General features: G+C 73.1%; 19 protein-coding genes. 14 read left to right on the top strand and 5 right to left on the bottom strand.

Annotated features, from left to right (window positions below; translation table 11 throughout):
* Positions 1 to 189: 189 nt before the first annotated feature.
* The gene (locus tag IF78_RS0135785; protein ID WP_031487018.1) at positions 190 to 771 is read left to right on the top strand and encodes an Rv1733c family protein; all 582 of its coding nucleotides are present in this window, start codon (positions 190 to 192) and stop codon (positions 769 to 771) included.
* A gap of 81 nt (positions 772 to 852) precedes the next feature.
* Here IF78_RS0135785 and IF78_RS0135780 read toward each other — a convergent pair whose 3' ends face one another.
* On the bottom strand, positions 853 to 1,596 hold the full coding sequence (locus tag IF78_RS0135780; RefSeq protein WP_031487017.1) for a DUF4142 domain-containing protein: 744 nt from the start codon (positions 1,594 to 1,596) through the stop codon (positions 853 to 855).
* 121 nt (positions 1,597 to 1,717) lie between these two features.
* Entirely contained in the window at positions 1,718 to 2,758 is a 1,041-nt protein-coding gene (locus tag IF78_RS0135775; protein WP_031487016.1) for an alpha/beta hydrolase family protein, read from the bottom strand.
* A 169-nt stretch (positions 2,759 to 2,927) separates the two neighbouring features.
* Between IF78_RS0135775 and IF78_RS0135770 the strand changes: the two genes are divergently transcribed.
* Positions 2,928 to 5,813 carry a SpoIIE family protein phosphatase gene (locus IF78_RS0135770; RefSeq protein ID WP_031487015.1) on the top strand — a complete coding sequence of 962 codons (2,886 nt, stop codon included), beginning with the start codon at positions 2,928 to 2,930 and terminating at the stop codon, positions 5,811 to 5,813.
* 188 nt (positions 5,814 to 6,001) lie between these two features.
* Here IF78_RS0135770 and IF78_RS0135765 read toward each other — a convergent pair whose 3' ends face one another.
* Positions 6,002 to 7,492, bottom strand: a complete 1,491-nt coding sequence (locus IF78_RS0135765; protein WP_031486945.1) for an alpha/beta hydrolase — start codon at positions 7,490 to 7,492, stop codon at positions 6,002 to 6,004.
* Between the two features lie 147 nt (positions 7,493 to 7,639).
* Between IF78_RS0135765 and IF78_RS0135760 the strand changes: the two genes are divergently transcribed.
* From IF78_RS0135760 to IF78_RS0135715, 10 genes are read left to right on the top strand one after another with little or no spacing between them, the layout of a single operon-like run.
* Positions 7,640 to 8,896: an ATP-grasp domain-containing protein gene (locus tag IF78_RS0135760; protein ID WP_031486944.1), complete on the top strand. Its 1,257-nt coding sequence runs from the start codon at positions 7,640 to 7,642 to the stop codon at positions 8,894 to 8,896.
* Positions 8,893 to 9,744, top strand: coding sequence for a hypothetical protein (locus IF78_RS0135755; protein ID WP_031486943.1), 852 nt, complete (start codon positions 8,893 to 8,895; stop codon positions 9,742 to 9,744). The genes IF78_RS0135760 and IF78_RS0135755 overlap by 4 nt, the downstream gene beginning before the upstream one ends.
* Positions 9,741 to 10,820: a PLP-dependent cysteine synthase family protein gene (locus IF78_RS0135750; RefSeq protein WP_031486942.1), complete on the top strand. Its 1,080-nt coding sequence runs from the start codon at positions 9,741 to 9,743 to the stop codon at positions 10,818 to 10,820. Before IF78_RS0135755 ends, IF78_RS0135750 begins: the two co-directional genes overlap by 4 nt.
* Positions 10,817 to 11,854 carry a dipeptide epimerase gene (locus IF78_RS0135745; RefSeq protein WP_031486941.1) on the top strand — a complete coding sequence of 346 codons (1,038 nt, stop codon included), beginning with the start codon at positions 10,817 to 10,819 and terminating at the stop codon, positions 11,852 to 11,854. Before IF78_RS0135750 ends, IF78_RS0135745 begins: the two co-directional genes overlap by 4 nt.
* Positions 11,838 to 13,049: an MFS transporter gene (locus IF78_RS0135740; protein ID WP_031486940.1), complete on the top strand. Its 1,212-nt coding sequence runs from the start codon at positions 11,838 to 11,840 to the stop codon at positions 13,047 to 13,049. The genes IF78_RS0135745 and IF78_RS0135740 overlap by 17 nt, the downstream gene beginning before the upstream one ends.
* Positions 13,046 to 13,828 (top strand): class I SAM-dependent DNA methyltransferase, encoded by a 783-nt coding sequence (locus IF78_RS0135735; RefSeq protein WP_031486939.1) that lies wholly within the window; start codon positions 13,046 to 13,048, stop codon positions 13,826 to 13,828. The genes IF78_RS0135740 and IF78_RS0135735 overlap by 4 nt, the downstream gene beginning before the upstream one ends.
* 15 nt (positions 13,829 to 13,843) lie before the next feature.
* Positions 13,844 to 15,409 carry an ABC transporter substrate-binding protein gene (locus tag IF78_RS0135730; RefSeq protein ID WP_031486938.1) on the top strand — a complete coding sequence of 522 codons (1,566 nt, stop codon included), beginning with the start codon at positions 13,844 to 13,846 and terminating at the stop codon, positions 15,407 to 15,409.
* Complete coding sequence (locus IF78_RS0135725) at positions 15,406 to 16,359, top strand: ABC transporter permease (RefSeq protein ID WP_031486937.1); 954 nt, start codon at positions 15,406 to 15,408, stop codon at positions 16,357 to 16,359. Before IF78_RS0135730 ends, IF78_RS0135725 begins: the two co-directional genes overlap by 4 nt.
* Positions 16,356 to 17,165, top strand: coding sequence for an ABC transporter permease (locus IF78_RS0135720; protein WP_031486936.1), 810 nt, complete (start codon positions 16,356 to 16,358; stop codon positions 17,163 to 17,165). The genes IF78_RS0135725 and IF78_RS0135720 overlap by 4 nt, the downstream gene beginning before the upstream one ends.
* A 44-nt stretch (positions 17,166 to 17,209) precedes the next feature.
* Positions 17,210 to 18,760, top strand: a complete 1,551-nt coding sequence (locus IF78_RS0135715) for an ABC transporter ATP-binding protein (protein ID WP_031486935.1) — start codon at positions 17,210 to 17,212, stop codon at positions 18,758 to 18,760.
* Between the two features lie 96 nt (positions 18,761 to 18,856).
* Here IF78_RS0135715 and IF78_RS0135710 read toward each other — a convergent pair whose 3' ends face one another.
* Positions 18,857 to 19,564: a DUF2470 domain-containing protein gene (locus tag IF78_RS0135710; protein ID WP_031486934.1), complete on the bottom strand. Its 708-nt coding sequence runs from the start codon at positions 19,562 to 19,564 to the stop codon at positions 18,857 to 18,859.
* 63 nt (positions 19,565 to 19,627) lie between these two features.
* On the bottom strand, positions 19,628 to 20,992 hold the full coding sequence (locus tag IF78_RS0135705; RefSeq protein ID WP_107050082.1) for a hypothetical protein: 1,365 nt from the start codon (positions 20,990 to 20,992) through the stop codon (positions 19,628 to 19,630).
* A 114-nt stretch (positions 20,993 to 21,106) separates the two neighbouring features.
* On the opposite strand from IF78_RS0135705, the gene IF78_RS0135700 reads away from it, so the two are divergent.
* Positions 21,107 to 22,336: a molybdopterin-dependent oxidoreductase gene (locus tag IF78_RS0135700; RefSeq protein ID WP_031486932.1), complete on the top strand. Its 1,230-nt coding sequence runs from the start codon at positions 21,107 to 21,109 to the stop codon at positions 22,334 to 22,336.
* On the top strand, positions 22,336 to 22,794 hold the full coding sequence (locus IF78_RS49245; RefSeq protein ID WP_037642002.1) for a hypothetical protein: 459 nt from the start codon (positions 22,336 to 22,338) through the stop codon (positions 22,792 to 22,794). The genes IF78_RS0135700 and IF78_RS49245 overlap by 1 nt, the downstream gene beginning before the upstream one ends.
* Positions 22,795 to 22,804 lie beyond the last annotated feature (10 nt).

Below are 22,804 nucleotides of genomic sequence, written 5' to 3'. Positions count from 1 at the left end.
CCCCCATCGAGGGCGCTCCGGCGCCTTGCGATCGCACGCACCAGACGCCGCCGGGCCCGCCCTTCGGGCGGACGACGGGAATTTGACGACAGGACCTAGCAGGTGGTCGGCGCTCAGGCGCAGTAGGCACCCTGCCGCAGGGGGCGCACACTGGATGTATGTGCCGTCGGTGCCAAAGGGGGTGTCGGCATGGCTGCGTCGGAGTGCCCGAGGGTGCGGCTGTGGCGGTGGCGGCGCAGCCCGCTGAGGCGGCGCAGTGACCTCGTCGAGGCCTGGGTCGTGCTGTGCGCATGGGTGTTCGCGCTGGTCGGCGCCCTGTTCGCGGGGCTGGTGGCGGCGGACGCGGTCACCCGGTCCGCTCAGGACATGCGGGCCCAGAGCCAGCGGGTGACGGCCGTACTGGTGAAGGACACGGAGGACCCGGGGGCCTCGCGGGTCACCACCGACCATCTCGTGTGGGGCACCGTCCGCTGGACCGACCCCGACGGCACGACCCGCACCGACGAGGCACGGGTTCCGCCCAACGCGGAGGCGGGCAGCAAGGTCGAGGTGTGGACGGACCGCAACGGCGCCGTCGTCAACGAACCGCTGTCCGAGACCGAGATCCTGCTGCACTCGATCGCCGGAGGCGTCCTGGCCGCCGGGGCGGCCGGCGGCGTCGTGCTCGGCTGCTCCTGGATGGTACGGCTGGGTCTGGAGCGGCGTCGGATGGAGCAGTGGGCCGCGGAGTGGGAGCGGATGGACACGCCGTGGGGGCGGAAGACGGGCTGATACGGCACCCGACCCCCGGGTGAGCCGAGCCGATCCGTGGCGCCGGGGCCGTATCGCTGCGTGCCTTGCCTCGCCGTGCCGTCAGCCGGCCGACGGGCTCGGGGCCGGGGACGCGGTGTTGAGGTCCTCCAGCTCCTTCGGGATGTTGAGGACGAGGACCGGTGTTCCCGGCTGCGGAGGGGGCGGGGTGGTCTGGTCCTTGGGGAGCTTCGGCGGCGTGGTCTGCTGGAAGTTGTTCGCGTCGAAGTTCACCAGGCCCGTCTTCTCCAGGACCGTCATATGGTCCAGCACCGTGTCGTTCGCCTGGTCGGCCAGCTGGCGGACCAGCGTGTTCTGCGTGTTGGCCCGGATCTTGGCGACCACCGGGAAGATCTGACCGTGGGTCACCCGCATGATGGCGGTGGCCGTGGCGTCGAACTCCTGGCCGGTCTTGGAGTCCGCCGTCGCCACGAACTGCTGCTGCTGCGGGCTCGCCTGGTTGGGCAGGGTGATGCCCAGTTCGGGCGCGATCTTGCGGCAGGTGGCGTCGAGTCGACCGTGCCCGACGACCAGGTGCTCGCCGGCCTCCTTCATGGCCGGGGTCGTGCCCTTCTGCATCGCGATCAGCCCCAGCGGGTGCTCCCACAGGCCCGCCGCGCGGACCTTGACCACGAAGTCCCGGTCGGCTTCGGTCAGCGGACCGTACTGGGTGTTGGCGATGATGCGGTCCTGCGAGGTGGAGGTGGTCTCCACGCCGACCATGGCGGGGTAGGCGAGGGCGGAGAGCGTCAGGACGAGGGCGCCGCCCACGAAGACGGTGCCTACCATGCGGCGCGAGATGGGCATCGTGCCTCCAGAGGTGAATGACTCGGTACTCCAGGAGGTACGGACGGAACCCGCGAAACAATCACCGCCGCGGGAAAAAACTTGCGATCCGCTGTGCGTCGTCCCTCACACCGGCCGCCGATCAGCGCAGATGGCGTGCGAAGAAGGCCATGGTCGCGTCCATCGAGTCCGGCCACCGGGGCCCGAACGTGTGCCCCTCGCCCGCGTACGTCCGCAACTCCACGTCCTTGCCCGCCGCCTCGAATGCGGCGACGGTCGCCCGGGTCCAGGCCAGCGGGCAGGTGTCGTCGGCGGTGCCGTGGTGGATCAGCAGGGGTTCGGTGACCCGGTCGACGTAGGTGACCGGCGAGACCTGCCGCCAGAACTCCGGGTTCTCCTCGGGCGTGCCGTGCGCGGCCTCGATCTCCTCGACGACCGGATCGTCCTCGGGCCGCTGGAAACGGTCGATGTTCTCCTGCGGGCGCGAGCTGACCGGCGCGAAGACGACGGCGGCGTCGACCAGCCCCGGCGCCACGACCAGCGTGTTGTACACGACCCCGCCGCCCATGGACCGCCCCAGCAGGCCGATCCGCTCGTCGTCGACGTCCGGCCGGGCAGCGGAACGCAGCGCGAGGACGGCGGCGATGACGTCCTCGGTGTAGCCGAGCCGCAGGTTCACGTCGTTGTCGGGGTCGTCGTCGGAGCCCGCGTGGTTGCGGTAGTCGGTGTGCAGGACGACGTAGCCGTTGCGGGCGAGGAGGTCCTGCTCCCGGGGCATGCCGCGGCCGGTCGTGTAGACGTCCGGGTCGATGTAGCCGTGCGCCAGGACCAGCGCCGGGAACGGGCCCTCGCCGCGTGGGACGTTCAGGATCCCCGAGATCGTCAGGCCGTTCGCGCGGTACGTGACGGCGTACTGCGTGTAGGCGTCGGTGCGCAGGCGAACGGCGCCGAGGCGGAGGTCGGAACCCCGGTGCTCGCGCTGGATCAGGGCCGGGAGGGAGACCGGGTCGGCGGGGGCGGGGGAGGGCGAGGGTGCCGCGGCGGGGGTTTCGCTCCCGGCCGGGGGTGACGTCGACGGGGTCTGGGTGCGCGGGGTGCCCTCGACCTCGCTGCCGGTGCAGCCCACGGCGGCCACCAGCGCGAGCCCGGCGGCGAGACACGAGGCGCCTCGCAGTAAGCGCATGACGTCAAGTATCCGGCGCTCGGTCGGCAGGCGCTCCCGCTCCGCGAGGCCGGGGTGACCCGTTGTGAGCCGCGTCACATCGGGGCTAGGGTGAGAGCGCCTGAAGAAGCCCACCGGGCCGTGGGCCGAGTGGCGGCGCGCGCGACCGGGACGGCCTCAGGTGAGGGAAGTGATCCCGTTGTCCGTCGCCTGGGACGACATCGGCGGGCTCGTCGATGCCCACGAACGTTTCCTCGCCGGCTCACTGGTCGAGTCGGACGTCAGGGACCCCGTGCTCGACTCCTGGAAGCGATGCCGCTCCGCCGGGCTCGAACCGCACCGGCTGGTGGTCCGCTACACCGCGGACGTGGCGCTGGACGACCGGCTGCTGCGCGCCGTCGACCCGGTCCTGAAGGAGCTTTCCGCCTCCCTCGCCGATGTGGGCATGACGATCGCGCTCTGCGACGGGCAAGGGCGCATGGTCCAGCGGCTCGACGGTGGCCGACGGCTGTCCGAGCGCCTCGACGAGGTGCGGTTCGCGCCCGGGTTCGACGCCTCGGAGGCGGTCGTGGGCACCAACGGCGTCGGCACCGCGCTCGCCGTGCGCGGCCCCGTCTACGTCGCCGGCCGCGAGCACTTCGCCGACTGCCTGCAGCCCTTCGCCTGTGCGGGGGCGCCCGTCCGGGACCCGCTCAGTGGGCGCATCGAGGCCGTCCTCGATCTCACCTGCCTGCGCGACCAGGGCGACCCGGCGATGGTGCGCATGGTCCGCGAAGCCGCCCGGAACATCGAGGCCCGGCTGCTGGAGCAGGCCACCCAGCGCGAACGCGCGCTCCTCGCCGCCTACCGGCGGGCCGACGGCCATGCGGGGGGCTGGCCGCAGCAGCCCGCATGGCCGCCGCCCGGCCTGGGCGTCGGCGCCCTCGCCCGGACAGATCTGGCGGCACTGCGCGAGAAGGCCGAGGAACTCCTCGCCGCCCCGCACCGCACCCTCGACGAGATCACCCTGCCCAGCGGCCGGACCGCCACCCTGTGGCGCCGGCAGGTGCGGGGAGCGGCGGGGGAGAGCGGGGTCGCGGTGGAGGTGCGGGTGCTGGGCGGGCCGCGCCTGAGGCACGTACGGTCGGCGTCGGTGGGGGGACAGGGACTGGATGTCACCCAGGGCGCGTTCGGGTCGGTGGCGCATACCGGGCCGCACACGGTCGTATCCCAGCCGCCCACCTCGGCCCTCCCGCCGCCCACCCCTCCGGCACCGGACGTCACCTCCGGCGGCTACGGCTCCGCACCCACCCTCGAACCCCCACCCCGGCCCGCCACCCTCCCCGAGCCCGACCCGGACGGTGCCGGCGCCGACGGCTGGCTGCTCCTCGTGGGCGAGCCCGGCGTCGGGCGGCTGGCCGTGCTCGCGCGGCGGCGGCTGGAGCTGCTGCACGACGCGAGCGTCCGTATCGGCACCACTCTCGACGTGACCCGCACCGCGGAGGAACTCGCCGAGGTGACCGTCCCCCGGTTCGCCGACTTCGTCGCGGTGGACCTGCCCGACTCCGTGCTGCGCGGCGAGGAGCCGGACGTGCTCGGCGGCCGGACCCCGTTGCGGCGGGTGGCCATCCGGGCCGTGCGCAAGGACCCGCACAACCTGTACCAGGTCGGCGATCTCGTCGAGTACGTCCCGTCCACGCCGCAGGCCTGCTCCCTGGAGACCAGGCAGTCCGTGCTGGAACCCGTCCTGTCCGAGGCGGGCGGCTGGATCGCGCAGGACCCGGAGCGGCTGGAGCGGGTGCTCGCGGCCGGCATCCACTCGCTGATCACCGTGCCCCTGCGGGCGCGGGGCACGACCCTCGGCGTGGCCAGCTTCTACCGTTCTCTGCGGCCCGCCCCCTTCGAGGACGACGACCTCTCCCTCGCCCAGGAGCTGGTCGGCCGCGCGGCGATCTGCATCGACAACGCCCGCCGCTACACCCGCGAGCACAACACCGCCCTGACCCTGCAGCGCAGCATGCTGCCCAGGGGCCGCCCCGAGCAGAGCGCCGTCGAGGTCGCCTACCGCTATCTGCCCGCGCAGGCCGGCGTCGGCGGCGACTGGTTCGACGTCATCCCGCTGTCCGGCGCCAGGGTGGCGCTGGTCGTGGGCGACGTGGTCGGGCACGGCCTGCACGCCGCCGCCACGATGGGCCGACTGCGCACCGCCGTCCACAACTTCTGCTCCCTGGACCTGCCGCCCGACGACGTCCTCACCCACCTCGACGACCTGGTCGGCCGGCTCGACCGAGGCGAGGGCTGGGCCGCGGAGAGCGCCCCCGACTCCGGAATCGTCGGCGCCACCTGTCTGTACGCCGTCTACGACCCGGTGTCCCGGCACTGCACCCTCACCCGCGCCGGGCACCCCCTGCCCGCGGTCGTCTCGCCCGACGGCATGGTCGAGTTCCTCGACCTGCCCTCCGGCCCGCCCCTCGGTCTGGGCGGTATGCCCTTCGAGACGGTCGAGCTGGAGCTGGCCGAGGGCAGCCAACTCGTGCTCTACACCGACGGCTTGATCGAGGACCGGCATCGCGACATCGACGCCGGACTGGACAAGCTGCGCGCCGTGCTGGGCTGCGTCGGCCGTCCGCCGGAGGAGACCTGCGAGGCCGTCCTCGACGCCCTGCTCCCGGCCCGCCCCGGCGACGACGTCGCCCTGCTCGTCGCCCGCACTCACGCCCTGGGTGCCGACCGGGTGGCCCGGTGGGACCTGCCCAGCGACCCGGCGGTCGTCTCCCGCGCACGCGTGGCGGTCACCGAGCGGCTCGCCGCCTGGCACCTCGACGAACTCGCCTTCACCACCGAACTGATCGCCAGCGAACTGGTCACCAACGCCATCCGTCACGCCACCGGCCCCCTCCAGCTCCGTCTCCTGCGCGACCGCGCCCTGATCTGCGAGGTCTCCGACGGCAGCAGCACCTCACCGCGCCTGCGCCGCGCCCGCACCGAGGACGAGGGCGGCCGCGGCCTGTTCCTCGTCGCGCAGCTGACCGAGCGGTGGGGGACGCGGTACGCACCGGACGGCAAGGTCATCTGGACGGAACAGCCCTTGCCGTGACTGCGCTCTCAGCAAGTGCGCCCACCCGTGCCGCCCATGGGGCTACCTCCCAGTCCCTTTAGAGCTCCTCCCCCACGCTCGAACCGAGCTTCGCTCGGCTCGCGCGGGGGCACCCCCATCGAGGGCGCTCCGGCGCCTTGCGATCGCACGCGCCCCCACGCTCAGGGGGAGGCACGACTGCCCGCAGGCTACGCAGACGGCAGCCCTGGCCCGGCGCACCGAACATCCCCCCTCGGCACCACCCCGTCGACCAGATAGGCCCCCACCGCACCGTCCACGCACATATTCCCCCGGCTCGCGAACACCCCGTGCGAGTAGTCGTCCTCGAGCACCACCAGCCGGGAACCGGGCAGCACCTCCCGCAGTCGCCGCGCCCCCTCGACCGGCGTCACCGGGTCGTGCGCGGATGCGACCAGCAGGACCGGCGGGGCGGCCGGACTGCCCAGTGGCGTACGGCGGTCGGGGCGGTGGTGCCAGTAGGCGCAGGCCGGCGCCTCCATGCCGGTCAGGACCGGCTGCGGGTCGAGACGCCGGGTGCGGCGGATGTCCGCCAGGATCTCGCGCGGCGTCGGACCCGGTCCGTCCGCGCACTTCACGATCCGGTTGGCCGCCTCGTAGTTGCGGGCTTCCGGGCTGTCGAAGGCGGACGCGGGGCGCAGGCCGTCGGGGCTGCCGTCGGTCAGATACGTGCGCAGTCCGTCGGCCAGGCCCGTCCAGCGCTCGGTACGGCCCAGGGCCCGGTAGACGGCGCGGTCGAACTCCGCCGGGCCGAAGCCGTTGACCGGGCGGGCCGCGAGCCCCTGGCGTACCCGCAGATAGGACCGCCGTACGGCATCCGTGCCGTCGCCCAGCCCGAAGCGCTCCGCGTGCGCGGCCGTCCACGCGAAGAACGTGTCGCGGGCGCGCAGCAGCGCACGGCTCTGGACGACGTCGAAGGCGTACCAGTCCCAGGGGCCGACCACGCTGTCCAGCACCATGCGGCCGACGCGGTGGGGGAAGCGGGCCGCGTAGGCCGCGCCCAGATAGCTGCCGTACGAGACACCGAGGAAGTTCGTCCGCGGCTCGCCCAGCGCGGTGCGGATCGCGTCCATGTCGTGTGCCGTCTGTTCGGTGGACAGGTACGGCAGCACGTCCGTGCCCGCGCCCGTCGCGCAGTCGTCGGCCAGGCGGCGCAGTGATGTGAGGTACGTCCGCTCCGCGCGCGGGGTCGCCGGTACCGGGTCCGCGCCCGGAGCGGTGAACAGGCCGCCCATCGGGCCGCAGTCCACGGGGGTGCTGCGGCCCACGCCGCGCGGGTCGAAGCCTATGACGTCGTACGAACGCCGCACGCTCGCGGGGAGTTTGGCGCGCTTGGTCACCGCGTAGGGAAGCCCGGAGCCGCCGGGGCCGCCCGGGTTCACCAGCAGGACGCCGCGGCGCTCGCCCGGGGTGCCGGAGGCGGCGACGCGGGAGACGGCGATCTCGATGCGCGGGCCGGAGGGATGCTGCCAGTCGAGCGGGACGGTGAGGCGCCCGCACTCCACGCGGTCCGGGGCGGGCGGCCTCGGCACGGAGTCCGGGCAGGCGCCGAAGGTGAGGGAGGCCGTCGGCCGGGCGGCGGTGGCGGTGGCGGAGGGGAGCAGGGCTGCCGTGGCCACGAGGGCGCAGAGCAGGGCCGTGGGGCGGGGCGGGAAGGACAAGAGGTCGCTCCGGGGCGGTCGGTAGGAACGGAGTGGCAAATGAAAATGATTATCGATAACGTGTGCGCGTCAAGTCCGACACCCCTCCGGCCGAGGGGTGCACCGGGCTGCCTTGACGTCTGAACTCACGGCACGAAAAGGGGAGTTGTGGCTCATCTGCTGGTGGTAGAGAGCTGGGTCGGGTCGATGAGCAGACTGCTGCCACGCGCGATCCGGGAGAGCGGACACGAGTTCACCTTCCTCACCCGGGACCTGCACCACTACCTGCGCTCGGCGCCCGAGGGGACGGCGCATCCACTGCTCGGCGCCCGCAATGTGATCACCGCCGAGACCAATGACCTCGACGCCCTGCTGCCCGAAGTGGCGCGGCTGCACTCGGTCCTGGGCTTCGACGGGGTGATCACCTCCTGCGACTACTACCTGCCGACGGTGGCCCGGATCGCCGGCCACCTCGGGCTCCCCGGCCCCGGCCCCGAGGCGGTGGAGAACGCCTGCCGCAAGGACGCCACCCGCCGCGTCCTCGCCGACGCGGGCCTGCCCGGACCGCGCTTCGCCGTGCACGAGGAGTGGGCCGGCCTCGCGCGGGCAGCCCGGGAGATCGGCTACCCGCTCGTCGCCAAGCCGGTCGACCTGTGCGCCGGCATGTATGTGCGGCGCGTGGACGACGAGGTCCAACTCGCGGAGGTCTTCCGCGCGCTGGCCGACTTCCCCGTCAACGCCCGGGGGCAGCGGCGCACGCCCGCCGTCCTCCTCGAGGAGCTGCTCGACGGCCCCGAGGTGAGCGTGGAGACCGTGTCGCACGGCGGCGCGGTGCACCTGGTCGGCGTCACCGACAAGAGCATCGGCGGAGCGCCCGCCTTCATCGAGACCGGCCACATGTTCCCCGCGGACCTGCCGCCCGCCGACCTCGACGCCGCCGAGCAGACCGCGCTCGGCGCGCTCAAGGCGCTCGGGCTCACGGACGGGGTCGTGGCGCACACCGAGATCAAGCTGACCTCCGAGGGGCCGTGCGTGGTCGAGGTCAACCCCCGGCCCGCCGGCAACCGCATCACCGAGCTCGTCCGCCATGTCACCGGCATCGACCTCGCCGCCGCCTTCGTGGACGTCGCCCTCGGCCGCGAGCCCGACCTCAGGCGCACCGACACCGGACTGCGCAGCGCCGCCATCGGCTTCCTCGTCCCGGATCGCACGGGCACGCTGGAGGCGCTCGACGGGCGGCAAGCCGCCGAGCGGCAAGGTGCGTTGGAGGTACAGCTCGCCGAGCCCGGCAAGGCCGTCAAGGCGGCGGGCAGCAACAACGAGTACCTCGGCCACGTCATGGCAGGCGACCCCGACGGTCCCGGCGCCCGCGACCGCGTCGAGGCCCTGCTGACCGGGCTGCGGGCGGGGCTGGTGATCCGATGACCGCCCTCAGCGCCTCGCCGGCGGCGCCCTGTCGGACGTACGACGAACTCGTCGCCCGCGTCCGCGAAGGCGCACTCGGCCCGGACCCGCGCGCACAGCGCATCGCGGTCGCCTTCACCACCCGGCAGGCCGTACGGCACGACGGGCGCGGCACCGGCTACCGCAACGAGGTCCTCAGCCTGCGCCTCCATGAGGCCGTCGGGTCCTGTGCGGTGGAGCCCGGGGAGCTTCCCGACAGCGCGCTCGACGACTGTGTCGGCGCCGACGTGGCACGGCTCCTCGACCATCCGCTGCTGCCCGTCCGCGTGGCCGCCCTCGACGCCTACCTGATGCACGCCACCCCGCACACCCCCGCCAACGGAGCGCGCCCCGTCCCGCTGCCCGCCGGGTCCTCGCTGGAGAAGTCCCGGGTCCGCGCCAGGGCCGTGGTCGAGCTGCTCGATCTGCCGGCCGGCGCGACCGTGCTGGTGGTCGGAGTCGTCAACTCGCTTCTGGAAGCGCTGCGTTCGCGAGGACTCGGTTATGTCCCGTGCGACCTCAAGGGGGGAGTGACCGAGTGGGGTGAGCCGGTCGTCGCCGACGCGCTCGCCGCCGCCGGGCGCTGTGACGGGCTGCTCGTGTCCGGGATGACCCTGGGCAACGGCAGCTTCGAGTCGCTGCGGGAGCACGCGTTGCGGCACGGCAAGCAGATGGTGATGTTCGCGCAGACCGGCAGCGCGGTGCTGCCCCGCCTCCTCGGACACGGCGTGAGCGCGGTGTGCGCGGAGCCGTACCCCTTCTTCTGGCTCGACGGCGGGCCCGGCGTCGTCCACCGCTACCGAGGCTCGTTCGCCGGGGGTGCGCGATGACCGCGACCGCCGTACGCCCGCCCGCCGCGCGCCCGGAGCTGCTCGCCCTGCTCGGCCGTACCCCCGTCGTCCGCGTCACCATCGAACTGCCCTGCCCCCAACCCGGTTTCTGGGCCAAGCTCGAAGGGCTCGCGGCGGGCGGAATGAAGGCGCGGGCCGCAGTGTCGATGCTGCTCGGTGCACGCGAGCGTGGTGAGCTGCGGCCCGGCGCCCCGGTGGTGGAGTCCACCTCCGGAACACTCGGCATCGGGCTCGCCTTCGCCGGGCAGGCGCTCGGCCACCCCGTCGTGCTGGTCGGCGACAGCGAACTGGAGCCGTCCATGCGGCAGTTGCTGCGAGCGCACGGCGTCCGCCTGGAGCTCGTCGACCGTCCGGCGCCGCAGGGCGGCTGGCAGGCGGCCCGCCTCGCCCGGCTGCGGCAGCTGCTCGCGGAACTGCCCGGCGCCTACTGGCCCGACCAGTACAACAACCCCGACAACACGGCCGGTTACGCATCCCTCGCCGCCGAACTCGGCGCCCAGCTCGACCACGTGGACATCCTGGTGTGCAGCGTCGGCACCGGTGGTCACAGCGCCGGCGTCATCGCCCCGTTGCGCCGGCACTGGCCCGCGCTGCGGCTCATCGGCGTCGACGCCACCGGCTCCACCATCTTCGGCCAGCCCGCCCGGCCCCGCCTCATGCGTGGCCTCGGCAGCAGCATCCACCCGCGCAACGTCGCCTACGACGCCTTCGACGAGGTCCACTGGATCGGCCCCGCCGAGGCCGTGGACAGCTGCCGCAGGCTCGCCCGGGGCTGCTTCGTCAGCGGCGGCTGGAGCACGGGGGCCGTCGCACGGGTCGCCGCCTGGGCGGCCCGCGTGCACCCGGGCGCGGTCGTCGCCACCGTGTTCCCCGACGGGCCGCACCGCTACCTCGGCACCGTCTACGACGACGACTTCCTCGCCGCCCACGGCCTCGACCCGGCCGGCGCGGCCACCCGGCCCGTGGAGATACCGCATCCGTACGCCGCCGAGGCGAGCGGGTGGGTGCGGTGCGCCCGGGTCACCGATCCGCTCTCTCCCGGAAGGACACAGTGAAGGTCCGTCTGCGCACCGTACGGCTCGAACTCGCCGAGCCGTTGCGCATCTCCCGATCCACCATGTCCGCGCGCGATGCCGTGTGGCTGGGCCTCGAGCACGACGGGGTGACCGGTTACGGCGAGGCCGTCAGCAGCGTGTACTACGGGCTGGACGTCGACACTGTCGTACGGCTGATCTCGGCGGTCGCTCTGGAACGGTTCGCCGATCCGGAGAGCGCCCTTGAGGCCCTGCCGTCGCGTGCCGTACCGCCCGCCGTCACCGCCGCCGTCGAATCCGCGCTGCTGGACCTCGTCGGCAAACGGGACGGTGTGCCCGTCCACCGTCTGCTGGGTGCTCCGGAGCCGTTCGGCGTCGCCACCGCGCGCACCATCGGCATCACCTCGCTCACGCACGCGGCCGCCGAGGCCCGGCGCCTCGCCGCGAGCGGATTCGAGATCGTCAAGGTGAAGGCCGGGTCGCCCGACTCCGAGGACGACGTGGAACGCGTACGGGTCATCCGGGACGCGGCTCCCCGGGTGCGGCTGCTGCTGGACCCGAACGGGGCCTGGAGCGTGGCGGAGGCCGAACGGTTGCTGCCCCGGTTCGCCGAACTCGGGGTCGAGGCCGTCGAACAGCCCGTGCCGCCCGGTGACCCGGACGCGCTGGGCGCCCTCGCCGAGAGGTCGCCGCTGCCTGTCATCGCCGACGAGGACGCGGTGAGCGTGGACGACGTACGGCGGCTGGCCGGGCGCGTCCACGGCGTCAACGTCAAGCTCGCCAAGTGCGGGGGAGTCCGAGCGGCCCTGCGGATCGCCGAGTTGATCCAGGGCAGCGGGACGGAGCTGATGCTCGGCTGTCTCACCGCCAGCAGCCTCGGCCTCGCGCCCGCCGTCCACCTGGCCGACCGCGCCCGCTGGGCCGACCTGGACGGGCATCTGCTGCTCGCACACGACCCGTGGACGGGCATCGGCGGCGCGGACGGCACCGTACGCACAAGTGACCTCCCCGGGCTGGGAGTCGAGGAGGTGACGGCGCATGCGGACGTGGCGTGAGATGCGCGGCTTCCCCGTCGCCGTCCAGCTCCTGCTGGTCAACCAGCTCGGCGTCAACACCGGCTTCTACCTCCTCATCCCCTACCTCGCCACCCACCTCGGCGAGAACCTGGGCATGTCGGCGGCGGTCGTCGGGATCGTCCTCGGTGTGCGCAACCTCAGCCAGCAGGGGCTGTTCATCATCGGCGGCTCGGCGTCGGACCGGCTCGGCGCGCGCGGCGTCATCATCGCCGGGTGCGCCCTGCGGACCGTCGGGTTCGCGCTGTTCGCGCTGGGCGACGGGCTGCCGGTGCTGCTCGCCGCGTCCGTGCTCAGCGGGCTCGCGGGGGCGCTGTTCAACCCGGCGGTGCGGGCGTATCTCGCGCAGGAGGTGGGGGAGCGGAAGGCGGAGGCGTTCGCGCTGTTCAACGTCTTCGCGACCACCGGGGCACTCATCGGACCGCTGCTGGGCAGCGCCCTCCTCCTCGTCGACTTCCGTACGTCCGCGCTGACCGCCGCCGGCATCTTCGCGGTGCTCACCGTGGCGCAGGCGCTCGTGCTGCCCGCCCGGAAGGTCGAGCCGAGCGGCAACAGCGGTGTCCTCGGGGACTGGCGCGAGGTGCTCGCCAACCGGGCCTTCCTGGTCTTCGCGCTCGCCATGGTCGGCATGTTCACCCTCGAGAACCAGCTGTATCTGCTGCTGCCCGACGGGGCCCGCGAGGCCACCGGCTGGGACGGGGCGGCGGGACTGGTCTTCCTGATCGGTACGGTGGCCAACCTGGCGCTCCAGCTGCGCATCACACGCTCCCTCAAGTCCCGTGGCCCCAGGCCGAGGTGGATCGCCGCGGGGCTCGCCGTGATGGGGCTGGCCTTCCTGCCACCCCTGCTCGGCGGACCGCTCGTCCTGTTCAGTGCCCTGCTGCTCTACCTCGGCATCATGATCGCCTCGCCGTTCGTGATGGAGCTGATCCCCGGCTTCGGCCGCCCCGAGCTGACCGGCACGTACTTCGGGATCTTCTACGTCGTCTCCGGCATCGCCGCCGCCGTCGGCAACGCGGTCGTCGGCTGGGCCATGGACACCGGGGAGAGCCTGCCCTGGCTCTGCTGCGCCGTCGTCGGACTGGCGTCGGCGGGCGGTGTGGCGTGGCTGCACCGGCGCGGGGCGCTGCCCCGGGTCGCCGAGGCCGCCGAGGTCACCGCGGGGAGTCGCGCATGAGCGACGGCAACCTCCTCACCGACCACCCCGCCCTCTACGAGGCCCGCTTCCCCGACACCGACCGGCTCGCCGGACGCTGGGCGGAGGACTGTCTGCGCCGGTACGACGCGGGGCCGCGCGTCCTGGACATGGGCTGCGGCACCGGCCGCGACGCGGCCCACCTGCACTCCGTCGGCCGCCAGGTGATCGGCGCCGACCTCTCCGAGGCGATGCTGTCGTACGCCCGTTCCCGGCACCCCGGCCCCTCGTACGTCCACGCCGACCTGCACGGGTTCGACCTGGGCGTCTTCGACGCCGTCGTCTGCCTGGACAGCTCCCTGCTGTACTGCCACACCAACGACCAGCTCGACGGCTTCCTCGCCTCCTGCCGCAACGCCCTGGCGCCGGGCGGGCTGCTGGTCGCGGAGATGCGCAACGGGGCCTACTTCCTCGGCCGTACGGACCTCCTCGACACCCCGTCCGTCAACGCCTTCACCTGGCAGGGCACCGCCTACCGGTCGACCACCACGCTGACCGTCGACCGCACGGCGCAACTTCTCCGCCGTACCCGCGTCTGGACGACCGACGACGGAACACCGCCCGTCGAACAGCGCTCCGCCTGGCGGCTGCTGTTCCCGCACGAGCTGCGGCACTTCCTCGCCGCGCACGGCTTCGAGGTGCTCGAACTGCACGACGGGCCGGGGCCGCGTACCGAACCGCCTTGGCGGGAGGGCGAGTTGCCCGGCACCACCACCGACGCGGACCGGCTCCACGTCGTCGCGCGCCTGCACACCATCTGACACGAAGGGCCCTTCATGAACGACGAACGCTTCCCCGGCCTGCGTCGCCGCGGCTTCCTCGCCGCCACCTCGGGCGCCGCCGCCCTCGCCCTCGTCGGCTGCGGAGGCGGCACGGACGACAGCACGGCCGGTGGCTCCGGCACCCCGAAGCGCGGCGGCCGGCTGCGCGCCGCCTTCGCCGGAGGCGGCGCGAGCGAGACTCTCGACCCGCACCTGGCCAACCTCTTCGCCGACGTCGCCCGCGCCAAGGCCCTCTTCGACAAGCTCGCCGACTACGGCGCCGACCTCTCCGCCCAGCCCCGCCTCGCCGAGAAGTGGGAGTCCAACAAGACCTTGAACCGCTGGCAGGTGACGCTGCGTCAGGCCACCTTCCACGACGGGAAGCCGGTCACCGCCAAGGACGTCCTCTACAGCTACCGCCGTATCGCCGACCCCAAGCAGGCGTTCCGCGCGAAGGCCTCCCTGGAACCCATCGACCTCGACGCCAGCCGGGCCACCGGCGAGCGGTCGATCGAGTTCGTCCTCAAGCGGCCCACCGCCGAATTCCCCAACGTCCTCGCCGCGTTCGGCGCGTACATCGTCCCGGAGAACGCCACCGAGTTCGACAAGAAGCCCATCGGCTCCGGCCCCTTCCGGTTCGTCTCCTTCGCTCCCGGCCGCTCCGCCGTCTTCCGCCGCTACGACGACCACTGGGACGGCGCGCCGCTGCTCGACGAGATCGAGTTCGTCGTCGCCAACGAGGAGTCCGCCCGCGTCAACGCGCTCCTCGGCGGCCAGGTCGAGTACGCCCACGAACTCAACCCGACCACCGCCCGCGCCCACGAGGGCAAGGGCCAGATCGACATCGTGCGGCTGCGCAACAGCGCCATGCAGGCGTTCTGCATGAAGACCGACCGGGCGCCCTTCGACGACAAGCGGGTCCGCGAGGCCTTCTTCCTGATCGCCGACCGGCAGGAACTCGTCGACGGCGCGCTGTCCGGCGCGGGCGAGGTCGGCAACGACCTGTTCGGCAAGGGCTACGAGTACTACGCCGCCGACCTGCCGCAGCGCGCGCAGGACCTCGACAAGGCCCGATCCCTGCTGAAGAAGGCCGGCGCCGAGAAGCTGAAGGTCACCCTGGACACCTCGGCCGTCGCGGCCGGGTTCACCGAGGCCGCCGGCATCTTCCGCGACCAGGCCGCCAAGGCGGGCGTCACGATCGACGTGAAGATGGGCAGCAAGGACTCCTACTGGAGCGACATCCTCGACAACGGCACCCTGTCCTGCTACCGCTCCGGTGCCATGCCCATCGAGGCCCACCTCTCCCAGCGCCTGCTCACCGACTCCACCACCAACGCCACCAAGTGGCAGCACAAGGACTTCGACGCCCTCTACCAGCAGGCGCAGGCGACCCGCGACAAGACGGAACGGGCCGCCGTCTACGAGCGCATGCAGCGCCGCCTGTACGCCGAGGGCGGCTTCCTCATCTGGGGCTTCGCCGACTGGATCATCGGAACGGCCCGCACGGTGAAGGGAGTGGAGACCAAGGCACCCGCCAACACCCTCGACTGGGCGCGCTTCGACAAGGTGTGGCTCGCGTGAGCGGACTTCGCTCCTTCGTCGCCCGGCGCCTGCTCCTCGGTGTCGCGCAGACCATCGCCGTCGTGCTGCTGGTCTTCGCGCTCACCGAGGCCCTGCCGGGCGACGCGGCGGTGGCCCTGGCCGGCGACCAGCCGGACCCCGCCCGCATCGCCGCGATCCGCGAGGCGATGGACCTGGACCGGCCGGCGTACGAGCGGCTGGCCGACTGGGCGTTCGGCCTGCTGCACGGCGACTTCGGCACCTCGCTGACCTCCGGCCGCCCGGTCACCCAGTACATCGTCGACGGCTTCGGCCCGACCCTGCTGCTGGCCACGCTCACGCTGGCGCTCCTCGTCCCGCTCGGCTTCGGCCTCGGCGTGCTCGCCGCCCGCCACGAGGGGCGGCTCGTCGACCGGCTGGTCAGCTCGGTGACGCTGGCCGTGTACGCGGTCCCCGAGTTCGCCCTCGGGGTCCTGCTGGTGCTCGTCCTCGCGCTGAAGCTGGCCTGGCTGCCGCCGACGGCTCTCGGCTACGGCACCGACCTGCTCGCCCATCCGGCGGCACTGGTCCTGCCGGTGCTGGTCCTGCTCTCCAGGCCGGTGTGCTCCCTGTCCCGCCTGGTGCGGGCCGGCATGGTCGACGCCCTCGCCTCCCCCTACGCCGCCCACGCCCGCCGCTACGGCGTCCCGGGCGCCCGCGTCCGCTACGCCCACGCGCTGCCGAACGCCCTCGCCCCGGCCGTGCAGCAACTCGCCCGCACCGTCGACTGGTTGCTGTGCGGGGTGATCGTCGTGGAGGCCCTCTTCGTGATCCCGGGCCTGGGCACGGTCCTCCTCAACGCCGTCGCCGAACGTGACGTGCCGGTGGTGCAGGGGCTGGCCGTGGTGTTCGGGGTGCTGGCGGTCGTACTCAACCTCGGCGCCGATCTGGTGGCCCACCGGCTCACGCCTCGGGCGGGGGTGGCCGCATGACGACGCACCGCCGCTTCGCGCTCGGCCTGGCGATGGTCGCCGTCCCCCTCGTACTCGCCCTGGCCGGGCCGCTGTTCGCGGGTGACCCGGGGGCCCGGGGCGTCTCCTTCACCCTCGGTGGCGGCCACTGGCTCGGCACCGACTTCGTGGGCCGGGATGTCTGGCAGCAGGTCCTGCTGGGCGGCCGTACGGTCGTCGTCACCGCGCTGGCCGCGACCGCGCTCGCCTATCTCGTCGCCGTGCCGGTCGCGCTCATGAGCGCCCTCACCCGTCTGCGGTGGCTGGAGGAGCTGCTGATGCGGCCGCTGGACGTGCTGCTCGCCGTGCCGTCGCTGCTGCTGATCCTGCTGGTGGCCTCCATGCTCTCGCCGGGTGCCGCCGGGCTCGCCCTGCTCGTGGCGCTGGTGAACGTGCCCGACGCGGCCCGGATCGTCCGGGCGGCCGCAGGGGAGGCGGCCGCGCGTCCCGCCGTCGAGGCGCTGCGCATGCAGGGGGAGAGCTGGTGGCGGATCGCCGTCGGCTACGTCGGCAGGTCGGCGCTGCGCACCCTCGCCGCCGACGCCGGCATCCGGCTGACCGGCGTGCTCTACCTGGTGTCGACGGCCGCGTTCCTCGGGGTCGGCGTCGCCCCGGACGCCGCCGACTGGGCGGTCATGGTCGACCGCAACCGGACGGGCCTGTTCGTGCAGCCCTGGGCCGTGGTGGTGCCCGCGCTGCTGATCGTGGCGCTGACGATGGGCACCAACCTGCTCTTCGACGCCGCGCTGGAGAAGAAGCCGATCAGGAAGAAGGGGCGCCGCCCGTGAGTGACACAGGGCCGCCGCCCGTGAGTGAAGAAGGGCCGCCGCCCGTGAGCGAAGTGACGGACCCGGTCGCCGAGATCCGCGACCTGCGCGTCGAGATCGACGGCCACGCGATCGTCGACGGCGTGCGCCTGCGGGTACTGCCCGGAAAGGTGACCGCCCTCGTAGGCGCCTCCGGCAGCGGCAAGACCACCACCGGTCTCGCCCTGCTGGACGAGTACCCGCCCGGCGCCCGAGTCACGGGCGAGGTACGGCGGACCGGCGACGGCCCGGTGGGCTACGTCCCCCAGCACCCCGCCGCCGTCCTCAACCCGGCCCGCAGGGTCAGCGCCCTCCTCGACGACCTCGCCCGACCCCAGGTCCGCCACCTGCCCCGCGCCGAACGCCGCAAGGCAGCCCGGGCGCTGGTCCTGCGGGCCCTGTCGGACGCCCAACTCCCGGACTCCGAAGACCTGTTGCGCCGCTACCCGCACCAGCTCTCCGGCGGCCAGCAGCAACGCGTCGTCCTCGCCCAGGCCCTGCTCCTCGGTGCCCGTGTGATCGTCGCCGACGAACCCACCACCGGCCAGGACGCGTTGACCAAGAGCCGGGTCGTCGCGCAGCTCGCGGCGGTGGCGGCACGCGGCATCGCGATCGTGCTGCTCAGCCACGACCTGGACGTCGTGCGCGCGCTCGCCGACGAGGTTCTCGTCATGCGCGCTGGCCGGGTCGTGGAGTCGGGCCCGGCAAAGCGGCTGTGGACGGCACCGCGTCACGAGTGGACCCGCCGCCTGCTCGACCAACAGCGCGCGGCGGTGAAGGACGGGCGGCACCCGAAGGCAGGCCAACCCGTCCTGGAGGTGCGGAACTTGACGGCGGTGCACGACCGCCGGACCACCGCCCTCCACGCCCCGCGCCTCGCTCTCCACCCCGGCGAATGCCTGGCTGTGGTCGGCCGTTCGGGCAGCGGCAAGACCACGCTCGCCCGCTGCCTGGCGGGCCTGCACCGCGACCACGACGGCGAGATCCTGCTCGACGGCACACCGCTCCCGCGCAGCCTGCGCCACCGCAGCCGCGCCCAGCTCGCCGCCGTGCAGTATGTCTTCCAGGACGCCCGCGCGGCCTTCGACGAGCACCGTCCCGTTCTGCACCAGGTGGCCCGGACGGCGGTGCGGCTGCGAGGCATCGATGAACGCGAGGCGACGGCCGAGGCGTCGACCACCCTGACCGGTCTCGGCCTGCCGGCGGAGCTGGCCCACCGCCTGCCCGGCGAACTCTCCGGAGGCGAACTCCAGCGCGCCGCCCTCGCCCGCGCCCTGCTGGCCCGCCCCAGGGTGCTGATCTGCGACGAGGTCACCTCAGGCCTGGACACGGTCACCCGGCGCGGCATCCTCGACGTCCTCGCGGGCCTGGTCGGCGAGGGCGAGAAGGAGCTGTCCCTGGTCCTCATCACCCACGACCTGGACACCGCGCGCCTGGCTCACCGCATCGCCGTACTGGACGCGGGCGAACTGGTCGAACAGGGCCCGGTGCGGCGGGTCCTGACGGATCCTCGGCATCCGTTCACGGTCTCCCTGATGGAGACGACGGAGCGGCTGGAGGCGGGGACCCGGACATGAGCCGACCCCCGGGCACGATCGCTGAGGAGACGGGAAAGCCTCGGCGATCGGCCCGGAGGTCGGCGGCTCGGGGTGCGCTCGTGCCTCTACGACTCTCTACGACCTGGTCGGCAGGCGTCGGCGGCGCGGGCGGGCGGTGGCCCGCGCGAGCAGGAGGTGGATCTGGCGCACCGCGTCTCCCGGGTGGGTGGCCGGCGTGGCGAAGGGCAGGCGTGCGTCGCGGTGGCCGTCCGGTGTCTCCACGCGGAGCACCAGGCCGTGCCGGTCGAGCCGCAGCGGACGTACCCCGGTCGCGCCGAGCTGCAGCCGGGGCGGGAGCAGGCGGGCGAGCGGGGCCACGGTGTCGGCGTGGGCGGCGTCCATCCGGGCCAGCATCTCCGCCTCATGGGTGGCCAGAGGATCGGGGGAGGCGAGGGCCAGTTCGTCCAGGCCGACGACGGTCGTCAGGTCGTCCTCCGTGAGCACGGCCCTGGCCGCGTTGAACACCAGGGCCTTCGGGCCGAGGGCGGTGAGCGAGCCGCCCAGCGTCAGCCGGGCCCGCACTCGTTCCCGTACGGCGACGGGGGCGATGTCGGTGAACTCCACCAGGGCGGCCAGATCGCCGTGCGGGGCCATGGCGGGTTCGGCGCCGAGGTGGGCGTCCGGCGGGTTGTGCAGCAGCAGCCGGGCGGCGGCGTCGACGGTGTGCAGGCCGATCAGTTCGACGCGATGGCCGTGCGTGGTGACGGTGAGCGAGCCCGCCGCCGCGAGCACCGAGCGGGCGCGCTCGGCGGGCGTCGGCTCGGAGCAGGTGGCAGCAGACATGGGAACCTTTCGAGCCCGCGGGGTTCAAGTTAGGTAAGCCTAACCTATTCCGACCTCTTGTGGTCACCAACCCGTCAGCAAAAGGTGATTGACGAGCAGCGCGAGCACCGCCTGTGCCGCGAGCCAGGCCCGCGCCCCCGTCAGGAACGCGCACGCGGGCAGCAGCCACAGCGCGAACGGCAGCCAGATCCGCTCCGTCTCCGCCTTGCTCATCCCGGACAGGTCGGCGACGAGCATCGAGACCAGCGCACCGAGCACGAGTACACCGAGACGGAAGGCGGCCGTACGTTCCTTGCACAGAAGCACGACCCCGGTGCGCCGCAGCCCCGCCGCCGTCGCCAGGCCCACCACCAGCACCTGACAGGCGAGGTTGGCCCACACCCAGTAGGCCTGCGGCCGGATGCCGCCGGCGCCTTGGTCGTAGCGGGTGACCAGCAGGTCGTAGCCCTCCCACCAGTAGAAGCCCAACGCCGTGAACACGACCGGCACCACCGCGAATCCCGCCAGCGCGAAAGGGATGGGCCGGGTGCGTTCGGAGCCGAGCCACAGGACGGCCGCGGCGAGCACGACGAAGAGCGTCAGGCCGTACGACAGATACACCGTCAGGCCGAACAGCAGGCCGGAGGCCAGGCCGGTCCAGCGCGGCCGGTGCCCCGTCACCGCGAGCGCGAGCAGCGCCACCGCCCAGGCCGCGACCGCAGCGAAGTAGCCGTCCGCGGAGGTGCCCATCCACACCGCGCCCGGCACCAGCACCAGGAACGGCGCGGCGCGGCGGGCGAGCTTCTCGTCGGCGAGGGTGCGGACGGTGACGAGGATGCCGAGGGCGGCGGTCGTCCCGACCGTGATGCACCAGACCCCGGCCCACGCGCCGCCGCCCAGTCCGACGCGGTCCAGGTAGACGAAGGTGAGGGTGGCCGCCGGGGGATGCCCGGCGATGTGCGCGGGCCAGTGGTCCGGTGGGCCGACCAGGATGTGCTGAGTGAAGTCCCGCAGCGTCTCGGGGATGTCCTGGAAGCGGTCGATGACCTGCAGATACTCGTACCGTGTGGTCAGCCGGCGGGCGACGCCGCGCTGCCAGCCGTCGATGAGCGCGAGCGACCAGGTCCAGGCCGTACCCGCCATCCACACGGCGAGGAGCAGCCCGCGCCAGGACAGCCGGGCCGCCACGGACGGGCCGTACACCACGACCGCCACCGCGACGGCGATCGCGGCCGGGGTGCCGGGACCGGTGTGCGGTCCCCAGTCGGCCAGCAGCGGCGGCCAGTTGACGAAGAGGGTGCCGTCACGGTGCTCGATCGCGGTGCCGACCAGCGCGGCGACGGCGAGGAGGAGGGCTGCGGCCGAGGCGGCGAACAGATCGCGGCGGAGGCTTCGACGGGCGTCGGGTCGTGCGCCGGGGCGGGCCTCGGGCAGGAGATCGCGGGTCACGTCTCCGACGCTAGGACGGCTGGCGTCCGCCGGACGCGTGACGGGCGGGGACGTCAGGGATTCGTCATGGTTCGCGACGGCTACTCCGGCTCCGCCTCGGCCTACGGTCGCCCCATGCCAAGGTCTTCTCCCTTCTCCCCCTCCTTCTGGCGCAGCCCGTTGCGCGGCCCGTGGCTGACCTCGTGGCTCGGCGTCGTGCTGCTCGGCGGGATCACGGTGCTGTTCGTGACGGGGCTGGTGTCCTACGCCGCCTACAACCCGAACCTGTCGCCGGTGAACGACCAGACCCCCGACAAGGGGATCCTGGGCTTCTACCTCTTCCCCTGGCCCACCGACCCGCACTGGCTGTACCGCCTCAACCAGGGTGTCCACGTCACGCTCGGCATCACGCTGATCCCGGTGCTGCTGGCCAAGCTGTGGTCGGTGGTACCGAGGCTCTTCACCCTGCCGCCGGCCCGGTCGCTCGCGCACGCGCTGGAGCGGATCTCGCTGCTGCTCCTGGTGGGCGGCGCACTGTTCGAGTTCGTGACGGGCGTGCTCAACGTCCAGCTCGACTACATCTTCCCCGGCTCCTTCTACACCCTGCACTTCTACGGGGCATGGGTGTTCTTCGCCGCGTTCGTGGCGCACGTGGCGCTGAAACTGCCCATGACGCTGCGCAACCTCCGCCAACTCCGGGAGGAGAGGAGCGGGCTGGTCCCTGCCGATCCCGCCGAACCGACCGTCTCCCGACGCGGCGCCCTCTGGTTCGTCGGCGGCGGCTCGCTGCTGCTGTTCGTCACGACCGTCGGCCAGAACTTCGACGGCGCCCTGCGCCGCACCGCCCTGCTCGCCCCGCACGGCGGCGCCGAACCGGGCAGCGGGCCGGGCGGCTTTCAGATCAACAAGACGGCCGCGTACGCCGGGATCCGCGAGTCCGAGACGAGTGCGGAGGCGTGGCGGCTGGTGGTCGAGGGACGGGACGGACGGAGGGTCCGCCTCAGCCGCGCCGACCTGCTCGACCTGCCCCTGCGCAGCGCGGCGCTGCCCATCGCCTGCGTGGAGGGCTGGTCGACGTCGGACCAGTGGTGGCGGGGGGTGCGGTTGCGGGACCTGGCGGCGCTGGTCGGTTACGCCGAGGACCCGCCCGACGTCTTCGTGGAGTCGCTCCAGCGGCGCGGCGCCTTCCGCCGGTCCGCGCTGCGCGCCAACCAGGTCGCCGACTCCCGCTCCCTGCTCGCCCTGTTCGTCAACGGCGAGGACCTGACCCCCGACCACGGCTACCCGGCGCGGGTGATCGTGCCGGCGGCGCCCGGGGTGCTGAACACGAAATGGGTGGCGCGGTTGACGTTCGGAGACCTGTGATGCGACGACCCGGGATCCGGATCCCCCTCGGCAGCCCCCTCCAACTCCTCCTTCTCATCTCCTCGTTCGCCCTCACCGGCTATGCCGGGGTGCGGCTGCTGGAGGGGGACTGGTTCGAGGTCGTGCTGTGGTTCGTGGGCGCGGCGGTCCTCCACGACCTGGTCCTGGTACCGCTGTACGGTGCGGCCGACCGTGCGCTGCTGCGAGGGTTCGAGGCGGCCGGAACTCGGCGGTGGGTGTCGTACGTCCGCGTCCCCGCCGCGTTGTCCCTGCTGCTCCTGCTGGTGTGGTTTCCCCTCATCACCGGCCGGGTGGCGGACCGCTACGCCGCCGGCACGGGCCTGTCAGCGGACGGCTTCCCGGCCCGCTGGCTGCTGATCACGGCCGTGCTCTTCGGGGGCTCGGCGGTGTGGGTCGTGCTCAGCCGGTGGCGGGCCGGGGGTGGGGGGAAAGGGTGATCCGGCTCAT

The organism is Streptomyces bicolor, from assembly GCF_000719285.1.
GTDB classification, from domain to species: domain Bacteria; phylum Actinomycetota; class Actinomycetes; order Streptomycetales; family Streptomycetaceae; genus Streptomyces; species Streptomyces bicolor.
This window is presented reverse-complemented; position numbering and strand designations above follow the sequence as displayed.

Excerpts from the sequence above, each read along its gene's own strand:
- IF78_RS0135785 (WP_031487018.1), top strand. The coding sequence starts at position 190 with ATGGCTGCGTCGGAGTGCCCGAGGGTGCGGCTGTGGCGGTGGCGGCGC.
- IF78_RS0135780 (WP_031487017.1), bottom strand. The coding sequence starts at position 1,596 with ATGCCCATCTCGCGCCGCATGGTAGGCACCGTCTTCGTGGGCGGCGCC.
- IF78_RS0135775 (WP_031487016.1), bottom strand. The coding sequence starts at position 2,758 with ATGCGCTTACTGCGAGGCGCCTCGTGTCTCGCCGCCGGGCTCGCGCTG.
- IF78_RS0135755 (WP_031486943.1), top strand. The coding sequence starts at position 8,893 with ATGACCGCCCTCAGCGCCTCGCCGGCGGCGCCCTGTCGGACGTACGAC.
- IF78_RS0135750 (WP_031486942.1), top strand. The coding sequence starts at position 9,741 with ATGACCGCGACCGCCGTACGCCCGCCCGCCGCGCGCCCGGAGCTGCTC.
- IF78_RS0135740 (WP_031486940.1), top strand. The coding sequence starts at position 11,838 with ATGCGGACGTGGCGTGAGATGCGCGGCTTCCCCGTCGCCGTCCAGCTC.
- IF78_RS0135735 (WP_031486939.1), top strand. The coding sequence starts at position 13,046 with ATGAGCGACGGCAACCTCCTCACCGACCACCCCGCCCTCTACGAGGCC.
- IF78_RS0135730 (WP_031486938.1), top strand. The coding sequence starts at position 13,844 with ATGAACGACGAACGCTTCCCCGGCCTGCGTCGCCGCGGCTTCCTCGCC.
- IF78_RS0135720 (WP_031486936.1), top strand. The coding sequence starts at position 16,356 with ATGACGACGCACCGCCGCTTCGCGCTCGGCCTGGCGATGGTCGCCGTC.
- IF78_RS0135710 (WP_031486934.1), bottom strand. The coding sequence starts at position 19,564 with ATGTCTGCTGCCACCTGCTCCGAGCCGACGCCCGCCGAGCGCGCCCGC.
- IF78_RS0135700 (WP_031486932.1), top strand. The coding sequence starts at position 21,107 with ATGCCAAGGTCTTCTCCCTTCTCCCCCTCCTTCTGGCGCAGCCCGTTG.
- IF78_RS49245 (WP_037642002.1), top strand. The coding sequence starts at position 22,336 with ATGCGACGACCCGGGATCCGGATCCCCCTCGGCAGCCCCCTCCAACTC.